Origin of the sequence: Desulfobulbus alkaliphilus (assembly GCF_016918545.1) — a bacterium.
Classification (GTDB): domain Bacteria; phylum Desulfobacterota; class Desulfobulbia; order Desulfobulbales; family Desulfobulbaceae; genus Desulfobulbus; species Desulfobulbus alkaliphilus.
On the sequence record NZ_JAFFQC010000039.1, the window covers coordinates 1 to 26455 of the forward strand.

Here is a 26455-nt window from a genome sequence, read left to right on the forward strand (position 1 = left end):
GTACTAAGTGAAAATGAAAAACAAATTATTAAATATAATATTTTAAATAAAATGAAACTGATCATATAATTTTCATTATAATAAAAATCACTTTTATAGTAAAATATTATGTTAAATCATTTTTTAATTTTTTATGGCAATAAAAATGAAGGAAATTATAATTATTAAGAGCAATGATGTGCTAAATTGCCTGTCAGATCCTACCTTCACTGAAAATTGGGAGAAATTATATATTTCTTGTCCATGGGCCACTGTATACCAGAGTTACAGTTACGCTCAAGTATGGTATAAAAGTTATCTGGCTACACATGAACCTGTGTTATTTGTATGGTTAACTAATGATAAAAAAATCAGGGGGTTGCTGGCACTGGCAAGAGATAAATCTAATGGCAACGTTGGTTGTGTTGGGATGCACCATGGTGAATATCAAGTTTGGTTAGCATACCCTGAAGACAAGGAGACCTTTATCACTAAAACTTTGATGCTTTTTCATAAAGAATTTCCAGGTCGTAAGCTACAATTCATGTATATTCCTCCATCAACCCCATTGGATTGGACCGCAGAAAAATTTTTTAAAAAATATTGTTACGTTAAAGATTTCAGGCGCCCGGTCATTGATTTGAGAGATACTGCAACGGTTCGTCAATTTCTCAATAAAAAACGTAATCGTGCACGGCTTAATCAAATCAAACGAATGGGTGATCTTCAAGTTAGGTCAATCAGTGACCCAGAATCTTTTAAAAACCGTTTGCCTGAAATTATAACGCTATTTGATTTCCGGCGAATGGCGGCATTTGGTTTCACATCTTTTGGTAGCGATCGATTAAAAGCACCGTATCATGAAGCTTTGGCCTCGGTACCAGATGCCAGTATACTTAGAGCACTGGAAATGACAGTAGATAACCATCTTGTGGCTATTGTTATGACGTTGGTTGGTAAAGGCCAGGCGCATAGATTTAATGGCGGTATTTTTTCCCCATTATTTTCTAAGCAGTCACCCATGGGGCTTGTCACTTATATGTTAGCGGAACAATTATCGCAGGATGGTTATCATATATTAGATATAAGTCCGGGCGGGGGAGATGATAGTTACAAATGGAGTCTTGCCAACGCAGAGGATACCGCACACGTTTTGGTGGTTTATCCCTCATCGCTCCAGTATCATGTATCTGCTACTGCAAGAAAAATAAGACTCATTCCGGGCAAAGTATTGCGAAAGTCCGGTGTCAATACCGGCAAGCTGTTCGCGTGCATTGCTTATATTAAAGCCAGGGTTTTTTGCCCATTTTTTTGGGTTTCGCTACCTTGGATTTTCGTGTGTTGGATTTACGATCAGATCTATTTTTCCGATGAGATCAGAGTTTTTTATATACCTAATTCAAATACATCAAAATTTAAATTTAAAAACAAAGTGTCCTGCAACTCACTTGATGATTTGCTAGCATTTGTCCCGCAGAAGCCTTGGCAGAGTAAACAATCTTTTGTAGCTGCTGCTGCGAATGCACTAGGCAAAGGAAATCATGTTTATACTATTGTTGAAAATGGTAGACTTGTAGCATGGGTCTGGTTGAGCAGCAGAAAAAATCAGTTCGTTGGTTACGGCAAAGCCGCCTATGATTTAAAAGAGAATTCATCATTGTTGTATGATTTAAACGTAATTGTTAATGCGAATAGAGAAAATTTGATTTTATCACTTTTGCAGGCAGCTTTAAATGACATTTCATTCAATAAAGGAGTTAAGCGTGTCTATTTTATTGATAATAAATATTATGTAAATATGGAAATTTTGGAGTCATTGGGGTTGAAAAATAAGGGGACTTTTTTTTATCGAAGGTGCTTTGGGTGGACCTCAAGTCGGTCTGAAATCGACAATTTTTTGTAAAAAGATTATTATATAATGAGCTTTACGGTTCAGAAGCTACAAAATGGTTTAGTTAAGTACGGGGCGGCAGGGCTAGTGCGCCAGTTTTTTAGGCACAAATCCCCTGTATATACTAGCTATGTTTTTCAAAAATCCGGTGCAAGTTTAATTAATAATTTACACAATTTATCTGGATTTACTGTTGAAGTGTATCCTGATTATATCAGTATCCCATCAAATTATCTTTATGATCTCTTGGTAAAGAGTTCGGGACAAATGGATTTTAGCTCTGAAATGGTAAGAAGATTTTCTAAAAAATGTGAGTTGTGGTTGGGGTATGTTGATGGCAATGTCGCCGGAATTTGTTGGTCAAAAAGCCGTGCTCGAAGATATGATTATTTCATTCCATTGGCTGAAGATGAATCCGTAATAACAAGTTGTTTTGTTTTTCCAGAAAATCGTGGTAAAGGGATCTTTCCCTGCATGCTCGAATCAATATGTAGAAATCTTTCGATTGATAAAAATATAAGAAATGTTTATATCGATTGTAAGTCGTGGAATTACCAATCTGTGAGGGGTATAGAAAAAGCTGGCTTTACATTTATTGGTAAATCAATAAGGTTAATCATCAGAGGTAGAATATTCATTCTGCGAAATTGTTGTAAAAAAATTGCTAACATTTAGCCCATGTTTATCACCTGTAAAAATATATATAGTGGTATCAATACCATAGGTACTATAAAAATTTTTTCTGGCACTACATTTTGCATTTCTCGGCATCAATTGATCATTTTCTTGACCCCGCCGGGGGTGGGTGACAGCCTCAGCGTCTCGTAAATCTTGTGCAGCGCAGGCTCAGGAACCGTTGCTTTGCGGACGTGAAGAGTCCGGCCGTCACGCTGTGTGAAGGTGGCGGTCACCCGTTGCTGGTCGGAGAGGATGCCTCGGAGTGAGGTCCAACTCTCGTTGATACCATGCGCCTTGAGTTGACGGCGTATGGTTTGGACCGCCTGATAGGCGAGCACAGTGATGAACAGGTGGCCTTCGGCCCGGTCTTCCTTGCGGTGATAGATCGGCCGCAATCCCAATTCTGACTTGAGGCTGCGGAAGACCGCCTCAAGGTCGGTGAGCATGGTATAGGTCTGCCACAGCTTCGGAGCGTCCCAGTTTAACTCGTAGATGCGCAGACAGTAGACACCGGGAGGGGTGAGCATGCTGCCTTCCACCGGCACACAGAGGTGGCTTCACTTGTCTGAACAAGATATTGACAATTTTAAGTGGAACCTCTGCCTGTGCTCACGCTGCCAGTTCGACCGCTGGCAGCATCTCGGTGTATGCCTCGTCGGGTGTTTTTTTCTTTAATGTGGAATGAGGCCTGAAGCGGTTGTACCAGTCCAGATAACGCATGATTGACCCGCGAGCCTCGTTGACTGAGTCATAGGCGTGGAGGTAGACTTCCTCATACTTGACTGACTTCCACAGTCGTTCCACAATAACATTGTCCCGCCAGGCCCCACTGCCATCCATGCTGAGTTTGCACCCACGGTCTTTGACCGTCTGGACGAACTCTTCGGCCGTGAACTGGCTCCCCTGGTCGGTGTTGATAATCTCCGGGGTGCCATGACGATTGAACGCCTCATGCAGGACATCAACAGCATGGCAGGACTCCAGGGTGATGGCGATCTTGGCGGCCAGGACCTTCCGACTGGCCCAGTCAACTATTACCACCGGAGTAAAAATCCCCCATATCCACCGGTGAAAAAAAGGCCTGGGCTTGGAACAGGCAGAGGTGTGCCCCCTTCTCTTGATCTTTGAACGTGGCGATGCGATACCCGACCAGAGGCAATAAAACGAGCTCGAAGAAAGGCTGTTGCCGTAGCGACGGCCTGTCTCCGGCACCTGGTTGTGCGTGTTTGGTTATTGTTTTATTTTTCTGCGATAACTTGGCCCTCCAAGAATGATGACCTCCGAGTTGAAGACGAGACGATCGGCCACGGCGGCAGCAATGGTGGTGGAGTCGAACACTTTTCCCCATTCGGCAAAAGCAAGGTTGGTGGTCACGATGGTGGACCCCTGCTTGTGTCTTTTGCTGAAGACCTGGAAAAGGAGGTTTGATCCGAGCGCACCGAGCGGCAGATAACCAAGTTCGTCACAGACCAGGAGTTCCGGTGTTTGGTACAACTGGAGTTTTTTGTCGAGAGAAGAATCAGCTTCGGCCGCTGCCAGTTGGTTGACGATGTCGGCGGCAGTGGCAAAGAGGACCTTGCGGTTGTGGTGGCAGGCGGCGGTGGCGATGGTCTTGGCGAGCATGCTTTTGCCGGTGCCGGGATTGCCGACCAGGATAATATCCATTTTCTGGCTGAGGAAGCCGAGGTTGACCAGTGAGAGGATGGCATTCTTCTGCTCCTGGCGGGAATGGTGGTGGGCGAAGTCGAACTGGTCGATGGTTGGCCTATCGGGCAGCCGGCTCTGGAGGAGGCGGCGGTTGACCCCGTTTTTCCATCTTGACTCGATTTCGAGGTCGCAGAGGAGCCTGAATGAGTGCAGCGCGTCATGGTTGTTGCTGCGGGCCTCGGTCATGACGGCTTCAAGCTGGGCTGCCATGGCGGTGAGCTTGAGCTGTTTCAAGCGGTCGCGGATCTGATCAAGATCGGTCATGGTTCCCTCTCTGCTTTCTGGTAAGGATGAAGGTGTCGTAATCGGCAAGGAGCGGCTCCTCCAGGCGGATCCTGTTGAGGCGCTCGTTGTCGAGTTGAACCGGGGGGTGCAAAGTTGCCGGTCTGGCGTTCTGGCGAAGGATATTTTCCAGGTAATCGACACCGATGGCCTGATGAGCAAGGGCCTGCTTGATGGCGTTGAGCAGGGACTGGGTGCCGTAGCGATCCTTGAGCACGAGAGTTCGCCGGACCGCCTTGAGCAGGGGAATATTCGCCCTGGAGATGGCCTCCAGGTAGGTTCTGGCCTCTTCACCGAGACTGGCAAAGGCGGCGACCTCCGCGGTGGCCCATTGCCGGCGTTGACTCTTGAGGGCCTCCTGACGGTGATGGGGTGATTCGATACGCTGCTTACGCTGCCATGATCGTTGATGACAGGCGATAGCTCGTTGTTTGTAATGCACGGTGACGGTGCGATAGTCGGCGGCGATACTGACCTGCCTGCCGACCGCCCATGGCGGAGTCGTGTAGCTGTTGCCATCGAAACGGACGGAGAAGTCGACATGCACCTTGGCGGTGGCCCGGTCGCGTAGATCGAGATCAAGGCCGGTGGCAATGGGCGTCATGGCGTCGGCGCGGTAGCGTGACTGCGGCCTTTCGCCGGTGGTGGCATGGATCCGGACATTGGCCACGGTGTCCCGCCAGATATCGGCCTGGCGCTGCAGGTCGCCGAGATCGGTAAAGGTTCTGAGCGGCCAGAAGTTGTTGCGAATGTAATGGATGACTCCCTTTTCGACCTTTCCTTTTTCCTGTGGCGCTCTGATATTGCACGCCCGGGGAACTGTTTTCAATGGGCGGAGGAAGTCGAGGAAGGCGCTGTTGTAGCGGATGATCGAGCCGTCCCGTTCGATGACCGCGGTGAGCATGTTGTCGTGAACCAGCTCCCTCGGAGTACCACCGAAAAAAAGGAAGGCGTTCCACAAACCCCTGTGCAGGGCCTGTTGGCTCTGGCTGTGGCCGAACTCGAGATAGAGCATCCGGCTGTGGCCTTCGGTAACGGCCAGACAGGAGAGTTTCCGGGCGGTATTGCCGTAGGTGATGGTGCCGAAGTGACCCCAATCGATCTGGCACTGCTCACCGGGCGCGGTCTCGAAACGGATACAGGCCCGTTGTTTTTTCGGCCGTACCGTGGCCAGGTAATCGCGGAGGATGGTGATCTGACCGGTAAAACCCTTGCCCTGGAGCCGTTGCAGGATGACGGCGGCGGAGGCGCGGGGGTCACGGCGGAGCAGTTCGCCGATCTCTTCTCGAAAGGGGTCGAGCAGACTCTTGCGCACCACCTTCTTGCGCTCCTGCTCCGGGTTGGCAAGGTATTTGGCGACGCTTTTCCGGTCCAGTCGCAGCAGTGCGGCGATTTTGGCTTTGGAATAGCCCTGGTTGGCGTAGTTGTGGATGGCGAAAATGACGCGTTTATCGAGCATGGTCGCCTCGCAGTGAGTTGGTGATCATCTGCCTGATGGTGGCGGGGTCGTGCCGTTCCATATCGTTTTTGCCGAGCAAAGGTTGCGCCTCTTTGCGTCGGGGCTGTTGAGGCAGAGAAAGAACCTGAAAGAGCCGGCCGTCGAAAGCGATCAGATCATCATCAATCAGTTCGTTGCGGGCCTGGATGTACTCATCGAGCACCAGGCCGAGGATCGAGCAGATCCGGTCATAGCCGTAAAAGGAGAGACCCCGCCGGTCGGCAACCAGCACCAGAAAAAAGTAGAGCAACAGGGCGTGGTGACTGTGGCCGGCCCAGAAGCCCTGATGGAGAAAACGGTGTTCGATGAAGGCAAAGGTTCCTTCGATGTGACGGACCCTCTCCGAATTGATGGGTTGGCGATCGATCATGGCAGCACCTCCTGTTGTTTTTTGCCCATGATAGCCGCCAGCCGTTGAAATGGCGAACGAGTCCTTTTTGCGGCAGTACCTATGTTGCTGAAACAGGGACTATTTTCACCATGAACGCGTCCATTTTGCGGACTGAGGGATAGATTGGCGTAAGCAGATATTCGCCTGAAAAGACAGGAGAAATACCCTCTAACGCGTCCATTTTGACAAAGACCGCAGACCGTGGATCCGGTTGTGCTGGTGGAGAATGGGGTAAAGCGTTTTCCTTGCTTTGTCGGCGTTGGCGCCAATAGTCGGGGTTTTGCTCGCGCCAGGCCCGATAGGCGTCCTGCTGGTTGGCTCGGTAATCCGGATCGGAGGTCATTTTTGCCTGCTGCCATCGGCGTTTTCGTTCTCGTTGGCAAACAACACCACCGCAGAATCGCTGTTCTTTGATGCGTGGGTTGGCCAGCATTTTGCGATGGCAGCACGAACAGATAAATGTCTTCGCCATGATCCACCTCCTCCCTGGATGAGGCATCATACAGCGAAGTATCGATCACGTGCCGAGAAGTGAAGCAGAGAAAGGAAAAACCACGAAGAACAGCGGAAGAAAAAACAGATTTACCCTTTCAGGGTCAAGAAGAGGAAGAAAAGAAAGAAGAGGAATTTCTCACCGGTGGCGACTGGTCACATCTTCACCGGTGAAAAAGAAGGATAATTTGGACGGTGGTAATAGCCAACCACGGCTGTGAGATAGACAAAGCCCTTGGCCATGCGGATATAGGTGGTATCCAGCGCCCAAACCTGGTTGGCCTGGTTGATCGCCATGCCCCGCAAAAGATACGGATACACCTTATGGCCGGGGTGTTTCTTGCTGGTGCCCGGTTTCCGGTACAGCGCCTGTATGCCCATGCGTTTCATCAGAGTGCCGACACGCCGGCGACCGGATTGGATGCCAGATAAACCAAGCTGATCACACAGCATGCGCGCGCCCATGAAAGGGTATTCCAAGTGCAATTCGTCAAGGCGGTGCATCAGTTCCACGTCGGCTTGCGAAACAGGCTTGGGAAGGTAATAAAGGCTGCTACGGCTGATACCAAGCAAGGGAGCCTGTTTGGTCAACGGGAGAGGATGGTTGCGGTCTATCATCGCTTTGCGCTCAGCAATCCCACCTTGGTGAGCGCACCTTCTAAAAAATCGTTTTCCAGGGTCAATTGACCAATCTTGGCATGCAGCGCTTTCAGGTCAACTTCCGGTTTTGCAGGGGAGGCATCGAAAATATCCGAGGCGCTTTCACTTAATTGCCGTTTCCAGGTGGTTATCTGGTTGGGATGAACCTCAAACTGCTGTGCCAGTTCAGCCAACGTTTTTTCACCGGCTATCGCCGCCAGTGCTACTTTTGCTTTGAACGTCGCTGAATGTTTCCGTCTTGTTCGTTTGGTCATTTTCTGCTCCTTGTTATACCCATCATTGGGGGTAGTGGTAGCAGATTTTCCACTTAACTGCTTGTCCAAATTTCCGGGGCCACTTCTACATTTTATGGCACTACAAATGAAATTTCGAGCAATTTTCCTTGAAATTATTGAGTTTTTTTCTGAAATATAGGCGAAAAAAGCCTGAATTAGGCTTCCCTGTGCTAAACTTGGGTTAGGAGAGTTATGCATAACTAATTGGTATGCAGTCTTTTATTCAACAGCATTTATCAAATATTCACTCCTCGCTATTTCATGCATTGGTGTTACGTTATCTATAAATACTTCATAGGAGTTTGATATCCCTATGTTTAAAATAAATAGCATAGGTTGGAATCTTTATTCCTGCAAAACTTTAGTTTTAAAGGGTATAAAAAGAATTGGCGGTTTCCGTTTGGTATCGTCTAGTACATGGCGAAAAAATCGTTTGCTCATTCTTTGTTATCATGGTTTTTCTAGTTATAACGAGCATATTTGGAAGCCAGAACTTTTCGTCACAAGTGAGCATTTTGAAAAGAGATTGAAAATGCTTCACAGCAATAACTATAATATTCTGCAATTAAGTGATGCAATAAAAAAATTAAAGCAAAACAATTTACCACCTAAGTCAGTTGCAATTACAATAGACGATGGATTTCATAATTTTTTCTCTATTGGTTACCCTTTGCTTAAAAAATACAATATTAAAGCAACTGTTTATGTTTCAACATGGCATGTATTGTATAATAAGTTACCAGTTTTCAGTTTAATGTTTGATTATCTTTGTTGGTGTGGAATAAAAAATAAAAACAGTAAATACGAAATGGACAAATTTTTAGAATATGTTCAGAATAAAAAGGTTATATTAAATAAAGCTAGTGACGATAAACTTGGAAAATATATAAAAAATGAAATTTTGTCTGAGTTAGCTGAATATGCTGAAGTAAATTGGCAAGCAGTATCAAACAAAAAGATTTTGAGATTTATGTCACCAGAAGAGATTAAGGAACTGGACCCTAAGTTCGTTGATGTTCAACTGCATACCCATAGGCATCGCGTTCCTAGAGACAAGACTCTTTTTTTACGTGAAATCGATGACAACAGAAGCGCCCTTGCGTTGTGTGGCCTAAGTCCTAAAAAAATCATACATTTTTGTTATCCTAGTGGAGTGCATTACCCAGAGTTTTTGCCATGGTTGCGCAACGTTGGTGTACAATCTGCAACCACATGTGTACCTGGTTTGGCGAATTCAAAATCAGATCTTTTGCTGTTACCCAGATTTATTGATACATTAAGAACACCAGACATCGAATTCGAGGCTTGGTGTGTTGGCATTCGTGAAATATTGCGTCGTCATGTTCGGCAATACACATAGAAACATAGAAATACCTTCGGAGTTGTCGTTTCTTGCTGTGACCAAATTTTTTGGTTTCTCAGTAAAAACTTGACAGTGTTGGCGCTTCTTCCTCAGTTTGAAAGTTAGACCGTCGGTTAAATCCGGCGTACGACGTGGCAGGTTCTTTTTGGTACCTGGCGGATCGGTCGATGGCGGTCGGGAGGAATTGGTCGAGTTGCTGGTCAGCGCGGCTATTTTTCCTTCGAGGCTTCCAACCCGTTGCTCGTACTCTTCGAGTTCACGGATACGGGTGTCCATGGCTAAAAGCGTTGCGATCACCACCTCCCTGCCCTCAGCATTGATCCGCTCGGCTTCCTGCCTATCCATGAGAGAGCCTTTTACGGAAGTCGCGAGATAAGGGTTAGCCCTACATGGCCTTGATCGAGGTGAGTTGTTGCTGGGTTTATTATATTTTCCCCGCCCATGGGTCAGGCCGAGCTTGATCCAGTTGGCGGCCCGGTAAGAGGTGCCGGTGAATCGTTCGGTGTCGATGAAGGTTTCAATCCAGACGATAGGATGGTTGTAGAGCTGTTGCCAATCGCTGACCCAGGGCAGGATGATAAATCTGGTACAAGGAGAAGGCTTCGGCAGACCATGTCCTTGAGTTGGCCATTGGCTTGCCGCCAGTCCCAGGCATGACAAATCCGCCGGGAGATAGCCGTGCGGCCTTCGGCTGAATACTCGGCGATGAACTTCTTGATGAAGGCGATATAGTCTTGGGTAATGGTGCGATTCCGATAAGTGAGGATTGCGGTCATGCACACGAATACACGAATACATAACCGAACTTTTCCGCAAATGTACGTTTTTTCAGTGGGAAGGTAGATGATGAACGGTTACGGAATGGATACTGATTTCAGTAAAAAGCAAGATTTTCACCAAAAATCATATTCTTTATCGTTTATATTTTTATGTTTTTTTACAGTTTCATATTTCTTTTCACCTTTATTTTACTTAGGCGCCTCATATGCAAGATTACCTATGATTTTAATCTCTCTAACTTTGTTATTTCATCTTGTATCTTGTATAATAAAAAGAAAAAAATTTTTTTATTTAAATATATCTATAATAATATTAACTTTATTCGTAATTTTTGGAGCGTATTCGACATATTTCGAGTCGGTAGATTTTTATCGTAGTAAGGATCATTTTGTTACATTATTAAAAATATTTATTCTATATGTTGTAATATCTAGTATTATAGCTACGAAAAGAGAATTAAAATTTTATTTACTATTATTAAATGTATGCATTTTTACTGTAGCTTATAGGCTTCTATATTTTGGTTACTGGACAGGTGGAAGAGTTTTTATGGAAGGGACTGCTTTTAGTGGTGATCCCAATATATTGACCATGGCATTTGTTTTTATCATACCGATAAACATAGCTCTTTTGTTATTATTTCGTAATCTATCTTTAAGGTTATTGCTATTATTTTTTCTATTTATTATTTTTCTTGCAATTATTGAAGGTCGGTCACGTGGTGGATTTATTGCCTTGTTGATTTTGGCATTTTTTGGTATTTTTCAAATCAAAGGACTTAATAAAAAGATTATTTTTACTATCGTAACCTTTCTATTAGTTGGAGTGTTCTCAGCGCGTTATGTTCCACCAGTTTACATTGACCGGATGAAACAAATTGTACATACAGAAGATGATCACACTGGATCTGCACAGGCTCGAGCTTCCGCTATGAGCGTAACCCTCGAATATGTTAAGCTAAATCCTGTTTCAAAATATGGTCTTGGCAATCATAGTTATCACTTAGCTGAAGTTTACGGAACAAACATAGAAAACCAGGATATTTTTCGGGGTAGCTATTTAGTGCACAATGTCTTTTTGCAAATTGGTGCAGATATGGGTGCTTTACCTTTGGTTATATATATTTTTTTTCTTTATTCAGTTTTCAGAAATCTTTCTGTTGCAATAAAACAATCAAGTTTGGTACTCAAAAATGAAAAGGGAGGCTATGATCAATACATAATAGCTAAAACCTTGCGGATGAGCTTGCTTGCATTGCTCACAGCAATGTTTTTCCTAGCTTCTGCTTTCCAACCGTTTCTATATATCCTTTGCGGTTGTATCGGGGCAAATGAACGTTTATCAGCAGTGGCGAAAGATCAGACCTCATGACTTCGACAAACTAACTGGTCCCAAGAGGCGCTCGTTAATGTCTTGAAACCATAGCGAAAAATCCATAATTTTCCGGCAAAGGCATTACGCGACGGTCACAAATTTTACTATGATAATAGTACCTTACCCTGAAAGTCTGTCATGGAAAACAAGAAAATCAGGCAGCCATTTTCATGAATTTTCGATAGATGCGGCCAGGTGCGCATTCAATGCATTGGTTAACTTCACTCGTTTGACCGGTCACTTGATACCGGTTTTATAGGGGAAGCTGTTCAACCTGTCTGTGGATCTGATCTTCTACGACACCACCACCGCGTCCTTTGCCGTGGATGATGAGATGATGAGGATGAAGAAGCCGATGGTCTCCGTCAGTACGGGCACGGCAAGGAAGGAGTGTGGGCACCCCAGGTGGTGGTCGCCCTGGCGGTGACCCGGGAAGGTATCCCGGTGAGAAGTTGGGTCTTTCCCGGCAACACCGCTGATGTCAGCACCGTGGCACGGATCAAGCAGGATCTTCGCGGCTGGAACCTGGGCCGGGCTCTGTTTGTCGCGGATTCGGGGATGAACTCCGAGAGCAATCGCCAGGAACTGGCCAAGGCCTGCGGCACCTACCTCCTGGCCACCCGGATGGCCAGTGTCAAGGAGATCAAGGACATCGTCCTGTCGCAACCCGGCCGGTATCGGGAATTGAGCGACAACCTCCATGCAAAAGAGGTGCATCTGGAGAACGGCAAGCGCTACATTGTCTGTTTCAACCCCGCGGAAGCCCGTCGACAAGCCCTCCACCGGGAGGAGGTCATCGCTTTCCTGGAAGAGGAACTGAAAAAGCACAAGGACAAAAGCGCCACCCAGAAGTGGGCCATTGCCCTGCTGGCGTCCAGACGATATAAACGGTACCTGACCATTGTTGACGGCAGGATCCGGCTGGGCCGCAAGGCCATCAAAGACGCCGGCCGTTATGACGGCAAATGGGTACTGGAAACCAATGATGCCACCATCAGCCTGGAAGACGCAGCCCATGGGTATCGTGGTCTGATGGTGATCGAACGCTGTTTCCGCTCGCTCAAGCGTACCCAGATTAAAATGATGCCGATGTATCATTGGTTGCCCAATCGGATTGAATCCCACGTCAAGATCTGCGTCCTGGCCCTGTTGATTGAACGGTTGGCGGAAATCAAATGCAACATGCCCTGGTCCCGGATCCGAACCATATTGCAGAAAATCCAGGCCACGGAGTTCGCTACGCCCAGCCACCATTTTTACCAATTAAGTGAGCTGCCCAAGGGGGCGAAGTCGGTACTGAAGCAGCTGGCAATTCCCTGTCCCCACAAAGTTTTTGGACTCCAGCATGCCAAAAAACATACTCCAATAACGTAGACACACGCGAAAATCGCCGCCCCTCGTCAAGCCGCGCTGAGACTGGCTTTGCGCCGGGGTGCCGATTTCAGGCCGAAAACCCAGGTCTGAGCAGGCGTAGGTAGCGACTTATTTTGGCCGATACCTGCTTGTCGGTTTGCCGTGGCTTGGCGAAAGTAGCGGACAAACGGTGCCGGAGCATCTTGTTGGTAACTCCGGAAAGGTGTCAATGGGAGCATAGAATCACAGAATCGACTCCCAGGTTGACCAGTGCCAGCCCGCATGGGAGGTGTAGAATTCGTCTTCGAATCTTTCGATGATGAACTTTTTCATATTCGCACCCGCTGAGGGAGTTTTCAGACAAGTGCATATTGCATAATTTATATATAAAAATCAATACTTTGATTGTAAAGTTGCCTTGTTGCTATTGCATTTTTTCACGGAACCAGGTTGTTGTTTTCATCAGCGCTCTGCTCTGCATATTGCGGGTAGTTGATAATAACAAAACGGGAGAAGCTGATTTCGAATGAAGAGTAAAAATAAGTTTTATATATTTTTCTTTTTGAATTTTTTGTTTATTTTTGTTTTGTTTATTTCCAATAATTACTTGAAAAATTTAATTTTTGCTAGAAGCCCAGTTGTTAATACTAAACTTGTTGAAGATATTAATTATAAAATGAACCATAATTATGTAAATTTTTTTGACGAATCAGTTTATTTTGGCATTGGTTCATCACAAAAAAATAATTTGTTGGAATTTAAAAAAAAAATAGATATTAATTATTCAGAAGACATCAACGAAATAGAAAAAATAGCTTTAATCAGGCGATGGGTTAGGGATCAGCAAGGAGAATTTTCTCACAAAATGTGGCAAAATACTCGTAAAATTGATAATCCACTTGAAGCATTATTGGAAATGCAAGCAAATAAACCAGGGTTGTGTCGTCGTTTTGCCATCGTATCTATGGGAGCATATCTGGCCAAGGGTTTTCCAGTAAGACTTGTTTTTTCTGCACCAGATTTTAGAAGTAAATCATATAATCATTCAATTGTAGAAGTATGGAGCCAACAATATAATAAATGGATCGTCGTTGACGCAACAATGGATACTTTTTACCTGCTAGACAAAATACCTGCTGGTTTGCTAGAAATTTCAGAAGCAGTTCGTAATGAAAGATTCGACAAAATTTCTTTTGAACGTAATGGATCAATTCATAAGCCAATTCCATTAATTTATTTTGAAAACAGTAAACAATTGACTCCATTTATACAGTCATTTCATCACACGTTTTATTCTACTAATAATGCATTGTTTGATGGGTATGGCGTGAAGTTACTTGGGTCAAAACGTTTACATTTTTTACATTATTACAATGAAAATATAGCAAAATACCCTACTGGTAAGCGGAAATTGGCGTTAGCAAGTTTAATCTTATCTTTATCCGGTATTATTATATTAAATATATATTGCATTTACATTTCAATTTACAGTAAAATGCGTATGAAAATGAAATATGAAGGCAACTGATCGCCAGCTACTCTCAGGGCAATCGCTCAAAATTGCTATGGTCACAAAATTCAGTTGGATCTGTCACCTTCACGCCGCAAATCCAGTTCGGCAACAGGTGCTGTGTCATCCGCCAACACAGTTGAGCTGGCTGAAAGGTAAGACATGCAAGCCATAAGCGCTGATGGCACCGGATAGTTGGATAGCATAGAAGCATTGTGACAAAGTATTGCACAGGGTGTCCAGACACTCGTTTCATGCAATACTTGATCAAAAAAACGCTTTTGAAGCAACTTCTTCCGCGTAGCATCAGCCCAAGACCGTTTCATTTTTTTTATTTAATTTCAGAATATTAAACAGATTCATCATTTCGACGCGATAGCATACGTACAGCGAAACTGTAGTCGACAGTGATAAAGTATAGCATGCGGTTGACAGGTAACCACTTGATATTACTCAGTCCAACTGAATTTTGTGATCATAGCAAAATTGCCAACAATTCACTATGGTCACAAAATTCAGTTGGATTTTAACCTCTTACGCCGCAAGTGACCGGATCACTTGGTCGGGTAAGGTGGGCAGTTTCATGATGGCACGAAAGCCAGGAAGGATGCGATCGGTATTATTATTCGAGCCATCAAACTCGGTTAATCTGGTTGCTTTCTGGTCAGCGAACAGTTCTTCAAGATTGGCTTTTCCGTCGAGCAAGATATCCATGTAAGCGGGGTTATCGAGGTTTTTGACCAAGGTTGGTGTGGCTGCCAACATGGCTTGCAATGTCCTCTGCATGGTATTGTTCCCTGTCCTGCGTCGATAACCGCGTTTTATGCCACGGAAGAATTGTTCCAGAATGTTGTTTGTGCGCTGGGGATAGACGGTGACAGTTCCGTTGGGTGTTGCCACGGTGATGGGTTCAGCAAAGAGCTTGTCGGCATACTTGTCGATCTGCGCGGCCATCTTCTGGCTGAGTGGATCATCGGCCAGTTGAGGATTTTCCGTCAAATTGAGGCGGAATTTCTTGACCCCTTGACGGATGGTCGTCATATCGCCGATGCCACCTTCATCGTTGAGGCCCTTATCGCCACCCGCCGGGGCAAGGCGCATGAGGCGCATGGCCGCGCGCAATCGATCAAAGACCTGGTAACGGAGCCGTAACTCGTCCATAGCCTGACGGATTTCCTGGTCTTCGGCCACGAAGCATGCTTGCGTCAGCAGTTTAAAAATTTACTCAAATCCACTTGATTCGTCGAAGAGCCGAGATCTTTTGATATGTGGGAGCCGCGTGCGGCGGAGCATAGTCGTTGGTCCTTGTTGCTTTCATCAGCGCTCTACTCTACACGATTGAGTAAATCTTGTTCTGGAGTGTGCTACTTCATACTATTTTTAAACTCCTGCTGTACATATAGCATTGGTAGCGTGATAGCCTTTGGAATTTTCCAGCTTCCTGTGCCGGGGTTGTTGCGGATGCCTTTTGTCCCGTGTGAGTGATGTGTTGGGTTTAGCCTGGTTGCTGTCCAGTCTGCAATGTTACCATAAAAATGAAAATCTTTAAAAATAGATCGAGCTAAATTCATCCATTGTTCTCGGTCATGCGCGTTGTCGATCTGATATCTGTAGGCGAAAAGGCTAGCGTAAGCAACAGAGTTATCTGCATCTATCGGGCGAGAAAAGTTAAAAGTATTCTCTTCTATCAGCCATGAGGTCCTCAAAGCATGGGGAAAATATTCAGTATGATCGTTACGGTATTCACCGTAATCTAAAGCTTTCCACAAATAGTTTTTAGCCCAATCGCTCCATCGTATTAAGAAGTTTTCTAATGTTGCAGCTGGACCACTGTTTCCTGCTGCCACTAGGGATATATGAAGTTTTATAAGAGGCTCTATCATCATGTTGTCGTAAATTATACTGATTGTCCCTTCTGCCCCCGATTGTATCCAACCAGATTGTCCGTCATTGATCCCAGAGCCTCCTTCGCGTGTTAAGAGTTTGTCCTCAAACATTTGAAAAGCAGTATTAAGAAATTTGATGTCTCCAGTTAAAGTGTACCCGTTTACCAATCCTTCAATACCTCTGTATACATTTCTTGTTGCTGAGGTATCCATTGTCGGACTATCTTTAACTCGCATTGTATGTTCAAAAGATTGTTCTAAAACATCAAGGTAGTATATCTCTCCTGTTAATAAATATTGTAATGTAAGGCCATTTGTCCAAAAATGTGAATGTTGTCTAGGCGCTGAATTGTAAGGGCCAAAATCATCATTGTAAGAAAATAAAGCATCTAATTCATATCTTTGTCCTCCGTGATATTCATAACGCAAGGTGCCGTCATTTGGTTTAGCTTCGGGGTCATGAATGACTAAAATATCTGCTTGATGGCGTAAAAACTCTTCTGCAATTTCAAGCATATTGTAATCTGAAAATCTCAGGAATCCGAGAAGTGACAAAAATGACCAATCATAGTGCTGATTGTGGTATCCACCACCTGAGCCTCTCGGCATCCCGCCAAACTCTAGCCAACCGTACCATGTTGCATAAGTTAACGGGTTGCTCGTTAACCTGACAATGCGTTTTTCTCTTGCATCGAAAACTGAATTTGGGTGAGCCATACTTTGAATAAATTGATTATCAAATAGTGCCCTATGGTAATTATTGTGCTCGTTTAAAGCATCTTGCAAAGTTTCTCCAGCTTGGAAAGTATAACCAGATATGATGTTCTTTGGAGCCATAAATTGAAAAAACTCAGTCTGCGAATAATAAGTGTCACTACATCTTGCTATTAATCGATTTTTAATGTGCGCTATCTCTTGTGTGAAATCTTTATCCCCATCTGCAAAAGAAAATAATAGGTCATGAGTTTTCCAGCTTCCTCCAAGGATACGATGATGTTCTCCATCATTAGGTGGCCAATTAAAATCTCTTGCATCTGGCCAGAGATTAACAAGCATTTCATCATTTTTTATCGTTATTCCTGCAGGATGGTTTTGCCAAAACCAACGGTTGGCTACCATTAAAACTTTATTGCTATCTCCAAAGCTGACATAAGAGTCATATTTTTCTCCTTTTGATACAATATGACCGTCTTTTGTTATACTGTAATCCCATTTGTAATTTTGGCTTTTCCCATCTGAAATTTCACGTTGTAAAATCGAGTATTGGCCTTCTGAGAAAAAATCTGAGTACCCATCAAAATTTACAAATTTTTGGCTAGATAAGTCATTTAATGTTATTTTCAAAAAAGCCTGTTTTATATTTATATTGTGAATAGGCCTAGATTCATGAAAAGTCCATCCTTTGTTTTCGTTTCGTAATGTTGTTTGCAATTTAATATAATTTTTGTCTTTATAAGCAAAATAACGGATAGTATATTTAATAGGAACAGTTGGTATTGTTCCAACTCTAGTGACAGGAGGGATAAGTTTATCGCCGAATTCATTCGCAAATTCACCTTCAACCTTAACTACGCAACGCAGTGGACCATTTTCTTCAATCTCCACGTTGAAAGGTTTTGCCTTGGATGATTTATATATTGATCCGTCAAATTCAATGTGAAAGCCATTGTCATTCGATGATTCAATAAAATTAACACCGTTAATCATTACTTGATCGAACAAATTACCTTTTAAGCTGGAGATACGGAAAAAAGCATTACCTGTATCAATATCTACCCCTTCGGGCGAAACTCTTGCAAGGTGATTGTATGATTTGCTGGCATGGGCTGTGTTGTAATGATCAATGCTTTCATTATTTGTAAATTCGGTGATTTTTATTAGTTGCGGTGCTATCAGGCTTGTCGCATCTCTACGCAGTACCAACTGACGACTTTCTAGCGCTTCAATGTCTGTCTGGAAGTCTACCAGTACAACTCTTATGGGTCTAGTGGTATCATCGGGTGCCCCTTCGTACCGGGAGAGTACTCTAAACTGTGCCTGTATGCCAGGGATGGATAGGCTGTTCGTGCTAAACAAATTATCCTCCCGTGAAAACGGGACACCATAAGTGACCGGTGCCGCTTGACGGTCTACCCCGTAACGTTCTGTAACTGTTAGTATAACATCTGATGCAATACTAGGTGCAGACCAATAAAATATCACTAGCAGTAGCGCGAGGTGATATGGAACGATTGTTTTTATTTTCATCAAATTCTCCTTAAATCGGAAGACTGTCTCGCCAGCCCCATCCTACAGGGCAAGACTGCAAGACCGTGTCTTGCTTTTAAAACTTAGCAAGAGGTTGCCAGTCGCACGGTTTCTGCGCCTACGAATTGACGGTGTGCCGTGTTTAATATTTTTGTTCATAAAATCGGGCGAGTACGCCTCTGTTAAATATGTAGCGATTTTTAGTGTCAGTGCCCCAAGCAGCCTGTAATAAATCGCCAGCTTCAGTATTATTGCTTCCTAGAGTGATATAATTAACTTGATCGATATAATTATTTTCTTCTGCTATAACTATAGCGTCACCTGATGAAATTGTAATTTTTTCTGAAAATTTAATAATTTCAGTCCATTTTCTATTAGAAAAACTAGAACCATTAATTTTTTCAGATTTTCCTTTAAGTTGAAGTAAATTGTTATTTTTGTCTGTAGAGTATATTTTAACGGTAAAGTTTTTTGATGAGATATCTCCAGTTATTGCGTTGATAAAAAATTGAGCACCGCACAATTTTCTATCTTGGCCTACCCATGATCCCCCTCCGTATCCAGAGGTTTCATCAGCTGCAGTTTTGTAATTGTTAGTGTTACTACTAGGTCCATCATAAAATAACTGAGAGCATGTGTTAACAGGCGTTATTGTTTCCTGTGTGATTGCAACGGCGCCAGCATTATCAATAACAGTCAATGTGACTTGTGCGTTGGATGTTGAGGTGAATTCGTGTGAAATTGTCTGGCCGGAACCTTTTGCCCCATCCCCAAAATCCCATCTGTATTCAGTTATTGTGCCATCGGGGTCGTATGAACTACCAGCGTTGAAGGTGGCGGTATTGCTACTGATGGTATGGGTGAAGGCCGCCACTGGTGGAGTGTTGGTTTCCTGCGCATCGGTAATCGTCACCCCTTTGAGGCTCCCGGAAAAATCAGAGGCCATGGCCGAGGTCAGAAAGGCAAGGGAGAGAAATCCGGTCAGGGCTGCGGTATGGAATGCCTGGCATGCGGGCTTGGTCAATGTTTTCATGGTCAGTCTCCTGGGGGGCGTATGGGCCTCGGGTACGGGTTGCTGAGGTGCAATTGGTTTTTGGGGGTAGCAGTATTCAGGGGTATGTCCAGGTTGCATAAGCTTCATGGCGTATAAGGAATGGTGTTAGAAGGTGCGCTGGTTCCGCCTGTCTTCAGCATCGCCTGGATGGTGAAGGTGGTCGGGGCTTTTGGTTGTGTGATTTTGCAAGTTATATGCCGGGAGCTGGGGTTCTCGGTTTGGCAGATGGCTGCGCCGTTGGCGAGCACCTCAAATCCGCTGATGGTGCTTTCCCGGGCGGGGTCGAAGTCCCAGGTGAAGGTGGCCTGTCTCGCGGTGGAGAGTTGCGGGAACTGGCTCGGGTCGAGGCTGAGCAGGTTGGAGGGGATGGTCTCCACGCCGGTGCTGCTCACCGCGGTCATGGTGAAGTGCATGGGGCCGTCCAGCATGGTGGCCAGGCACTGAATGCTTCGGTCGGTGGGGTCGGTGGTGGCGCAGAGCGGTTGGTTGTTGAGGTAGAAGCGGAACCCGGCCACATCCTTGCTGGTGGTGTCATAGTCCCAGGTAAAGGTGAACAGGTGTTCGCCGGTAGCTGGGAGTTCGCTTTCGCCATCGATGGAGCCCAGGGCCAGGTAGCCGATGGTTTCCGCCAGGTGGCTGGTGTCGCTGTTTTTGGATTGCTCTTCCTGAACCCTGACCTGGAAGCCGGTGGCGGTTGGGTTCTGGACGCGCAGGGCCGAGGGGTCGGTATCGTTTGCGGTCTGCATGTCCGCCAGGAGCAGGGGCGGATGCTGGAACGGAGTGGTATAGGTGGCGGTGTGCCAGGCATCGGTGACCGTCTTGGCGGTGGCGGCATGGTACTGCAGCGTGCCCATGGTTCCCGTGCCCGGTTCCCAGGCGATGAAGTGGACCGTCTCGTTGACGTGCTTGTTGGCGCTGGCTTCCTGCTCCTGGAACATGTAGGCAAAGCCGGTGGGTTGGACGTTTTTGACCCGGCCGCTGATCGTGTTGTCCTGGTTCAGCGAGGCAATGGTGGTCATGATCACCGGGGTGTGGGCAAAGGCACTCTGGAAGCTGACCGTGCGGAAGGTTGTGGTGCCGGCAAAGCTGCCTGCTTCCACGGTGGCGCCGTTGGGCAGGGTGTGGCGGCCTTTTTCCATTACCAGGTAGCTGACCGTCTCCGGCGGGTGGACGTTGTCGAGGTAGTCCCATTCTTCCAAGCGGATGTCAAAGCCGGTGGCGTCGACGTTGCGCAGGCGGACCACGCAGGGTTCGGCGTTGTTGAAGCTGGGAGGGCCGGCGACCACAATGGGGGTGGTGAAGGTGGTGTCAAAGGGGACCCGCACCCATTCGGTGGTGATGGAGATTTCGCCCAGTTCCATGTTCAGCGGGGCTTGTTCCTCTTCGGCCTGGACGGTGATGGCCAGAGCGGTGCCGGCTTTAGCACCCTGGTCATCGGTTACTTGCAGGGTGGCGGTGAAGGAGGCCTCGGAGGTGTAGGTGTGGGTGACGTTGGCGCCGGTGGCGGTGGTGCCGTCGCCGAAATTCCACAGGTAGGACTCGATACTGCCGTCACTGTCATAGGAGCCGGACCCGGTGAAGGAGACCGTCAGCGGGGCGGAGCCGCTTGTGGGCGTAGCCTTGGCCACGGCCGTGGGCTTGATGTTGTCTGCTTCAGCGGCGGTGACCACAATGGGGGTGCTGGTACTGTTGGTCTGGCCGTTGGAGTCGATTACTGTCAGGGTGGTGCTGTAGGTGCCGGCAACCGTGAAGGTGTGGCCGGTGGTGGCGCCGGTGGCGGAGGCGCCGTCGCCGAAGCTCCAGCTATGGGAGACAATGGTGGCGCCGTTGGCCGCGGAGGAGCCGGAGCCGTCAAAGCTGACATTGAGCGGTGCCGGGCCGGCGGCGGTGGAGGAGGAGATCACCGCCGTGGGCGGGATGGCCGGCTCGGGATTTGTTGCTTCGGTGACGGTGATGGTGGTGGTGGCGCTGCTGGTCAGGCCGTTGGTGGCGGTAACGGTCAAGGTAGCGGTGTAGGCGCCGGCAGCGGTGTAGAGGTGCTGGGCCGTGCTGCCCGTGCCGGTGGCGCCGTCGCCAAAACTCCACGTGGACGAAGCGATGCTGCCGGTGGAGGATGCGGCATTGAAATCAACGTGCAGCGGGGCCGTGCCCGTGGTGGGGGTGGCGGTGATAACTGCCTGCAGGGTGCCGGTTTCCGGGGCGGGTGCGGAGTCGTCACCGCTGCTGGTGCCGGTGGTGCGGGCAAGGATATTGGAGAGCAGGGTCTCGGAACCATCGGTATGGACGGCGGCCATGGCATAGGCCACCGGGCCGGTGGGGCTGTCGACGATGCAGCCGAGTTCCCGGGCGCCTGGGTCCGCGGTGGCGCAGAGCAGGGTGCGGGTGTTGGTGCTGGCAAAGGGTGGTGTGGCTGTATCCTGGTAGAGACGGAAGCCGGCGAGGTTGCTGGTTGCTTCATAGTCCCAGGTGAAGGTGACCATTTGCAAATTGAACAACTCCGGATAGGCGAAGGGGTCAAAGACCAGCAGGTTGGAGGGCTGGCTTTCCACGCCGGAGGTGGAGACCTGGGTCATGGAGAAGGTCATCAGGCCGGGGAGGAGATCCGCCTGGCAGGAGATGGCGGTGTCAGCGGGGTTGGTGGTAGCGCACAGCAGGGTGTTGTTGAGGTAGATGCGGTAGCCGCTGAGGGTGCTTGGATCGGTGGTGGTGTCCCAGGTGAAGGAGAACATCTTGCTGCCCGTGGGACTGGGAAGCGGGGTACCCGGGTCAATGATGTCATCCGCCGGCGGAGGGCTGGTCAGGCTCGGGCTGAAAGGAAAGGGTGCGGAGTGGGGGCTTTCCGTGCCGTCGCTGAAGGTGGCGGTGAGGGTGAAGTTGGTGGTGTCCTTGATCAGCGTCACCTGGCAGCCCATGGAGGTGGCGTTGGGGTCATGGACCTGGCAGGCCAGGGTGCCTTCCTGGTAGAGTTTGTAGCCTGTCACCGCCGGTTGGCTGGGTGGGGTGTAGCCCCATTCGACCTGGATGGAGTGGTTGGTGGCCGCCATGGCAATAGTGGGCAGGCAGCAGAACAGGGTGATGAGTAGTCGTTTTATCATGAAATGCATCGGTTTCCCCCGCGGGACGAATGAATTGTGCCGGATGTTTGCCAGGGGATTTGCATGGAGCGTGCCAATGAGTGGGTTGATAATTTTTGTTGTGTTTACAGGTTGTTTGCCGAGTTGGGGGTTTGGGGGGGCGGTTGCTTTAATTACGATTTGGTTGTTTCGATTGTTGTCGCCTGGAGATTGGTAATTGTTCTTTGCTTGGTGTTGATCATCGGGCTTTACCGGCCGCCCATTGGGCCCATTGATATTGGGTGGTGGAGAGGTCGTCTTTTTTGCTCTCCAGGAAATGGGTCAGGGCTTCGGCTGATTCAAAGGTGATGGAATAAAAACCATGGGCATGGGCGCCGCGACCGAGCAGGGTGACCTGGCCGGACTGGTCGATGCCCACCATGAGGTCGTGATTCTGGTAAAAGACCACCTCGCCGCTGCGGCTGACCGTGCCGTATCTGGCTTCGCCGTACCAGCGGTAGGTGAAGGCGGCCACCACGACAATGAGCGCCAGGGCCAGGGTGGAGGCGACCTTGGCATAACGGGTGTAGCTCTGCGGGTTGAAGATATCGTTCCAGGAGAGGCGCACATGGCGTTTGATGGCCTGGTGGATGTCGGCCTGCCGCGCCAGGCAGGGTTGGACCGCCTTGCCGGTGAAGGCCTCGATATCGGCAATGGCTTCACTGTCCGAGGGGTCGGCCATGGCCACCTTGAGGATGGTGCCGCCGTCGAGGCCCAGGGGGAAGACTTCGTATTTGCTGCAGAGGTACCGGGGCAGCATGGCCTTGGCGGCGGGATCAGCTTCCTGGTCGATGGTGATGATCGGCAGGTCGAACTGGCCGGCCAGGATGTCCAGTAACTGATCGCTGGTGATGGCCTCCATTTTGACCAGGATCCGGCCCAGTCTGCGATTGCCGCCCACTTGCATTTTCAGAGCCCGATTGCATTGCTCCTCGGTGATCAGGTTGGCTTCAATCAGGAGTTCTCCGAGGCGTTTTTTGGCGGTCATGGTGATTCTCCCATAAAAAACAAGTAGTTGGCTGCTTGGAGGGGCTTGCTGCCTTGAGGGCTGGGTATTGGGAATTATTTATATTCCCTTGCATCATTATCTCATGCCCGCGGCAAAAATCAAGGGTTCAGGGTGGAAAAATATCCTGGATCCGTGAGCGTCCAGCCGTCACGGATTCAGGAATATGCCTGGTGCCGCTTACCATGGCCGGTAGGTGATGGCATTTGAGGACCGGCTGGGAGGGCCGGCAGGGGACAGTGCCCGGATGGTAAAGGTCGTGGGGCCGGTTGGGTTGGGCAGGGGACAGTCCAGTTGTCGGGCCCCGGGGTCGGCAAGGGCGCAGACCGGGGTATTGTTGGCCAGGATCAGGAAACCGCTGATGGTGCTTTCCTTGCCCGGGTCGAAATCCCAAGTGAAGGTGGCTTGTCGGGTCGAAGTGGGGTTGGCGGCACGGCTCGGGTCGTAAAGGAGCAGGTTGGAGGGGTTGGTTTCTCCACCGGCTTGGTGCACCGCGGTCATGGTGAAGCGCATGGGGCCGGAAAGCATCGGCGCCTGGCAGCGGATGGTCCGGTCTTGGGGATTGTCGGTGGCGCAGACCAGTTGGCTGTTGAGGTAGAAACGAAAGCCGCTGATATCCTGGTTGGTGGCGGGGTAGTCCCAGGTGAAGGTGAACAGGCGGTCACCGGTGGTGGGTGGTTGCGAGGATCCTGTCGCGGCGGCCAGGGCCAGGTAGCCGAGGGTTTCGCCCCGCGGGCTGGTGGTGCTGGTGTGGGCTGGTGTTGGTTGCAGGAACATTTGGAATCCGGATGGAGTGAGGGTTCCCGCTGCCAGGGTTGTGCAGGTGGTGCAGGTCTGGGTGTCGGCGAGAAGCAAGGGCAGTTGGGTAAAGGGCTGGGGAAAATCGGTGTGGGTCCATTCCTGGAGAGGTGCAGGGGCGGTGGTTGCGGCGATGTATTGGAGATCGCCCATGGTGCCCGCGCCGGGTTCCCAGGCGAGGTAGTGGATGGTTTCACTGCCTTGAGGGGTGGTGTTTGTCGCTGGTGCGGCCAAGGCATAGGAAAAACCGGGGCCATTGATGCCCCGCGGGCTTCCGATGATGGCCCCAGTGGTATTGGTGGTGGCGATGGCGGTGATCACCACCGGGGGCTGATGAAAGGCCGCGCTGAAGGGGATAGAGGTGAGATTGGCTGAGCCGGTAAAGGTGCCGGCTTCCACCTGGGAACCATTGGCCAAGGTAAATCGGCCCTGTTCCATGACCAGGTAATGGACGGTTGCCGGAGTTGGACTGCTATCGGTGGTGGATGTTTTCTCCAGGCGGATGTCAAAACCCTTTGCAGTGATGTTGCTCAGGCGGATTGTCGGGGGACTGCCATTGTCCAGGCTGGTCGGTGGTCCGGCAACAACAATCGGGTTGATGAAGGTGGTATCCAGGAGAACCCGGAGCCATTGGCTGCCCACGGAGATTTCTCCCAGTTCCATGCGCAGGGCCGGTGGTTCCGAGTCGCCCTGGACGTTAATGACAAAATGGGTGAGGTTTTTTTCGCCCCTGCTGTTGGTGACTTCCAGGGAGGCGTTGAACAGGCCCCTGGTGGTGTAGGTGTGGGTCACTTGCCTGCCGGTGGCGGTCTGGCCGTCACCAAAATTCCAGCGGTAGGATGTGATGGAGCCATTGCGGTCGCTGGAGGCCGAGCCATCAAAGGAGACGGTGAGCGGTCCTGGGCCTTTGGTCTGGGTGGTGCTGACGAGCGGGGTTGGCCCGGCGTTGATGAAGGTGTCCGGGGCGGTGACCACGATGGGGGTGGTGGTGGTGCTGATCTGGTTGTTGGAGTCAAGGACCGTCAGCACGGTTTGATAGGTTCCTGGTGTGGTGAAGGTATGGCTGGCGTTGGTGCCGTAGGCTCTGCTGGTCCCGTCGCCAAAAAACCACGAGGAAAAGATGATGGAGGCCTTTGGGGCTGCCATGGACTCGGCGCTGTGGAAATGAACCGTCAGCGGTGCCTGCCCGGCGGCGGTGGAGGAAGAGATCACCGCCGTGGGTGGGGTGGATGATGGGGGATTGGGCGCGGGGGAGTCTGATTGATCATCGTTGCTTATTTGCGACGGTGTGAACGGGAAGGGTGCTGAGTGGGGGCTCTCGGTGCCGTCGCTGAAGGTGGCGGTCAGGGTGAAATTGGTGGTTGGTTTGGTCAACGTGACCTGACAGGCCATGGAGGTGGCCTGGGCCTGGGTGGTCTGGCAGGTTTTTGTGCCTTCCTGGTAGAGGTTGAACCCGGTGACTGCTGGCTGGCTCGGCGGGGTATAGCCCCATTCGACCTGAATGGTATGGTTGGCGGCAATTGCGACAGAAGCGATAGCAGCGATAGAGGGCAGACAACAGCAAAGAACAAGAAAGAAACGAAGACCAAGGGTGGACATGGGGTTCCTGGCAGAGGTGGCTGAGTGACAGATTGCGGTTTTATGGGCACCCAGAGCGTTTTGCAGAATGTATGCCAGGATAAAATCGAAGGAGCACGGGTAGGGTGGGCACGGCAGTATCGTGCCCACGCGGTAGGTTAATGCCAGCGTGGGAGAATTATGCCTTGGGTATGGGTATTTATTGTTCGTGGTTTGGTTGCTGGTGTTGTGGCTTTGGGGTCCGCGTGGGCAAACGATACAGCCGTTTGCCCACCCTACGGGGCATCGGGTTGTATTGTGTTTTGTTCAATGATATCCATGGTTTTGTAGGGTGGGCACAGCAGTATCGTGCCCACGCGGTAGGTTAATGCCAGCGTGGGAGAATTATGCCTTGGGTATGGTATTTATTGTTCGTGGTTTGGTTGTTGGTGTTGTGGTTTTGGGATCCGCGTGGACAAACGATACAGCCGTTTGCCCACCCTACGGGGTTTGATGTTGTGTGGTTCAGTCGGTGGGGGTGGCACAGGGGCTGTCTCTTAT

General features: G+C 48.8%; 16 protein-coding genes and 4 pseudogenes. 6 read left to right on the forward strand and 14 right to left on the reverse strand.

All coding sequences use genetic code 11. The annotated features are described in order from the left end of the window. The first annotated feature begins 145 nt into the window (after positions 1–145). On the forward strand, positions 146–1882 hold the full coding sequence (locus JWG43_RS15340) for a GNAT family N-acetyltransferase (protein WP_205243827.1): 1737 nt from the start codon (positions 146–148) through the stop codon (positions 1880–1882). A 15-nt stretch (positions 1883–1897) separates the two neighbouring features. After that, positions 1898–2545 carry a GNAT family protein gene (locus tag JWG43_RS15345; protein ID WP_205243828.1) on the forward strand — a complete coding sequence of 216 codons (648 nt, stop codon included), beginning with the start codon at positions 1898–1900 and terminating at the stop codon, positions 2543–2545. A 95-nt stretch (positions 2546–2640) separates the two neighbouring features. Here the strand turns inward: JWG43_RS15345 and JWG43_RS15350 are convergent. The 7 genes and pseudogenes from JWG43_RS15350 to JWG43_RS19740 all read right to left on the reverse strand — a co-directional run. Next, positions 2641–3090, reverse strand: a pseudogene (locus JWG43_RS15350) (IS1634 family transposase); the annotation flags it as partial. A gap of 67 nt (positions 3091–3157) precedes the next feature. After that, a pseudogene (locus JWG43_RS15355) lies at positions 3158–3583 on the reverse strand (transposase); the annotation flags it as partial. A gap of 195 nt (positions 3584–3778) precedes the next feature. Continuing rightward, positions 3779–4519, reverse strand: a complete 741-nt coding sequence (gene istB / locus JWG43_RS15360; RefSeq protein ID WP_205243831.1) for an IS21-like element helper ATPase IstB — start codon at positions 4517–4519, stop codon at positions 3779–3781. Further along, positions 4506–5996, reverse strand: a complete 1491-nt coding sequence (gene istA / locus JWG43_RS15365) for an IS21 family transposase (protein WP_205243832.1) — start codon at positions 5994–5996, stop codon at positions 4506–4508. Before istA ends, istB begins: the two co-directional genes overlap by 14 nt. Further along, positions 5986–6405, reverse strand: coding sequence for a hypothetical protein (locus tag JWG43_RS15370; protein ID WP_205243833.1), 420 nt, complete (start codon positions 6403–6405; stop codon positions 5986–5988). The genes istA and JWG43_RS15370 overlap by 11 nt, the downstream gene beginning before the upstream one ends. Positions 6406–6484: 79 nt before the next feature. Beyond that, on the reverse strand, positions 6485–6898 hold the full coding sequence (locus tag JWG43_RS15375; protein ID WP_205243834.1) for a hypothetical protein: 414 nt from the start codon (positions 6896–6898) through the stop codon (positions 6485–6487). 212 nt (positions 6899–7110) lie between these two features. Beyond that, positions 7111–7832, reverse strand: a pseudogene (locus JWG43_RS19740) (IS3 family transposase); the annotation flags it as partial. Between the two features lie 334 nt (positions 7833–8166). Here JWG43_RS19740 and JWG43_RS15390 point away from each other — a divergent pair. Beyond that, entirely contained in the window at positions 8167–9213 is a 1047-nt protein-coding gene (locus JWG43_RS15390; RefSeq protein ID WP_205243837.1) for a polysaccharide deacetylase family protein, read from the forward strand. On the opposite strand, the gene JWG43_RS19745 is transcribed toward JWG43_RS15390, so the two are convergent. Further along, the gene (locus tag JWG43_RS19745) at positions 9130–9996 is read right to left on the reverse strand and encodes a hypothetical protein (RefSeq protein WP_338033273.1); all 867 of its coding nucleotides are present in this window, start codon (positions 9994–9996) and stop codon (positions 9130–9132) included. The two genes, JWG43_RS15390 and JWG43_RS19745, sit on opposite strands and share 84 nt — an antisense overlap. A 63-nt stretch (positions 9997–10059) precedes the next feature. Here JWG43_RS19745 and JWG43_RS15405 point away from each other — a divergent pair, with 63 nt between their 5' ends. From JWG43_RS15405 to JWG43_RS15415, 3 genes and pseudogenes are all read left to right on the forward strand, one after another. Then, positions 10060–11367 (forward strand): O-antigen ligase family protein, encoded by a 1308-nt coding sequence (locus tag JWG43_RS15405; protein ID WP_205243839.1) that lies wholly within the window; start codon positions 10060–10062, stop codon positions 11365–11367. A 268-nt stretch (positions 11368–11635) separates the two neighbouring features. Further along, positions 11636–12744: pseudogene (locus JWG43_RS15410) on the forward strand (IS1634 family transposase); the annotation flags it as partial. 505 nt (positions 12745–13249) lie between these two features. Beyond that, positions 13250–14251 (forward strand): transglutaminase-like domain-containing protein, encoded by a 1002-nt coding sequence (locus tag JWG43_RS15415; RefSeq protein ID WP_205243841.1) that lies wholly within the window; start codon positions 13250–13252, stop codon positions 14249–14251. Positions 14252–14767: 516 nt separating this feature from the next. On the opposite strand, the gene JWG43_RS15420 is transcribed toward JWG43_RS15415, so the two are convergent. The 6 genes from JWG43_RS15420 to JWG43_RS15445 form a co-directional block, all read right to left on the reverse strand. Then, complete coding sequence (locus tag JWG43_RS15420) at positions 14768–15424, reverse strand: hypothetical protein (protein WP_205243842.1); 657 nt, start codon at positions 15422–15424, stop codon at positions 14768–14770. Between the two features lie 173 nt (positions 15425–15597). Beyond that, positions 15598–18366: a hypothetical protein gene (locus JWG43_RS15425; protein WP_205243843.1), complete on the reverse strand. Its 2769-nt coding sequence runs from the start codon at positions 18364–18366 to the stop codon at positions 15598–15600. A gap of 142 nt (positions 18367–18508) precedes the next feature. Continuing rightward, entirely contained in the window at positions 18509–19399 is an 891-nt protein-coding gene (locus tag JWG43_RS15430; protein ID WP_205243844.1) for a PKD domain-containing protein, read from the reverse strand. Between the two features lie 104 nt (positions 19400–19503). Beyond that, a complete protein-coding gene (locus JWG43_RS15435) occupies positions 19504–22524 on the reverse strand; it encodes a PKD domain-containing protein (RefSeq protein WP_205243845.1) in 3021 nt (1006 codons plus the stop codon). Positions 22525–22732: 208 nt separating this feature from the next. Then, positions 22733–23521: a GspE/PulE/PilB domain-containing protein gene (locus JWG43_RS15440; protein ID WP_205243846.1), complete on the reverse strand. Its 789-nt coding sequence runs from the start codon at positions 23519–23521 to the stop codon at positions 22733–22735. 198 nt (positions 23522–23719) lie between these two features. Next, positions 23720–25936 carry a PKD domain-containing protein gene (locus tag JWG43_RS15445; RefSeq protein WP_205243847.1) on the reverse strand — a complete coding sequence of 739 codons (2217 nt, stop codon included), beginning with the start codon at positions 25934–25936 and terminating at the stop codon, positions 23720–23722. Positions 25937–26455: the final 519 nt, after the last annotated feature.

Coding starts and splice junctions, on each gene's coding strand:
- JWG43_RS15340 (WP_205243827.1), top strand. CDS start 146: ATGAAGGAAATTATAATTATTAAGAGCAATGATGTGCTAAATTGCCTG.
- JWG43_RS15345 (WP_205243828.1), top strand. CDS start 1,898: ATGAGCTTTACGGTTCAGAAGCTACAAAATGGTTTAGTTAAGTACGGG.
- istB (WP_205243831.1), bottom strand. CDS start 4,519: ATGACCGATCTTGATCAGATCCGCGACCGCTTGAAACAGCTCAAGCTC.
- istA (WP_205243832.1), bottom strand. CDS start 5,996: ATGCTCGATAAACGCGTCATTTTCGCCATCCACAACTACGCCAACCAG.
- JWG43_RS15370 (WP_205243833.1), bottom strand. CDS start 6,405: ATGATCGATCGCCAACCCATCAATTCGGAGAGGGTCCGTCACATCGAA.
- JWG43_RS15375 (WP_205243834.1), bottom strand. CDS start 6,898: ATGGCGAAGACATTTATCTGTTCGTGCTGCCATCGCAAAATGCTGGCC.
- JWG43_RS15390 (WP_205243837.1), top strand. CDS start 8,167: ATGTTTAAAATAAATAGCATAGGTTGGAATCTTTATTCCTGCAAAACT.
- JWG43_RS15405 (WP_205243839.1), top strand. CDS start 10,060: ATGATGAACGGTTACGGAATGGATACTGATTTCAGTAAAAAGCAAGAT.
- JWG43_RS15415 (WP_205243841.1), top strand. CDS start 13,250: ATGAAGAGTAAAAATAAGTTTTATATATTTTTCTTTTTGAATTTTTTG.
- JWG43_RS15425 (WP_205243843.1), bottom strand. CDS start 18,366: ATGAAAATAAAAACAATCGTTCCATATCACCTCGCGCTACTGCTAGTG.
- JWG43_RS15430 (WP_205243844.1), bottom strand. CDS start 19,399: ATGAAAACATTGACCAAGCCCGCATGCCAGGCATTCCATACCGCAGCC.
- JWG43_RS15435 (WP_205243845.1), bottom strand. CDS start 22,524: ATGCATTTCATGATAAAACGACTACTCATCACCCTGTTCTGCTGCCTG.
- JWG43_RS15440 (WP_205243846.1), bottom strand. CDS start 23,521: ATGACCGCCAAAAAACGCCTCGGAGAACTCCTGATTGAAGCCAACCTG.
- JWG43_RS15445 (WP_205243847.1), bottom strand. CDS start 25,936: ATGTCCACCCTTGGTCTTCGTTTCTTTCTTGTTCTTTGCTGTTGTCTG.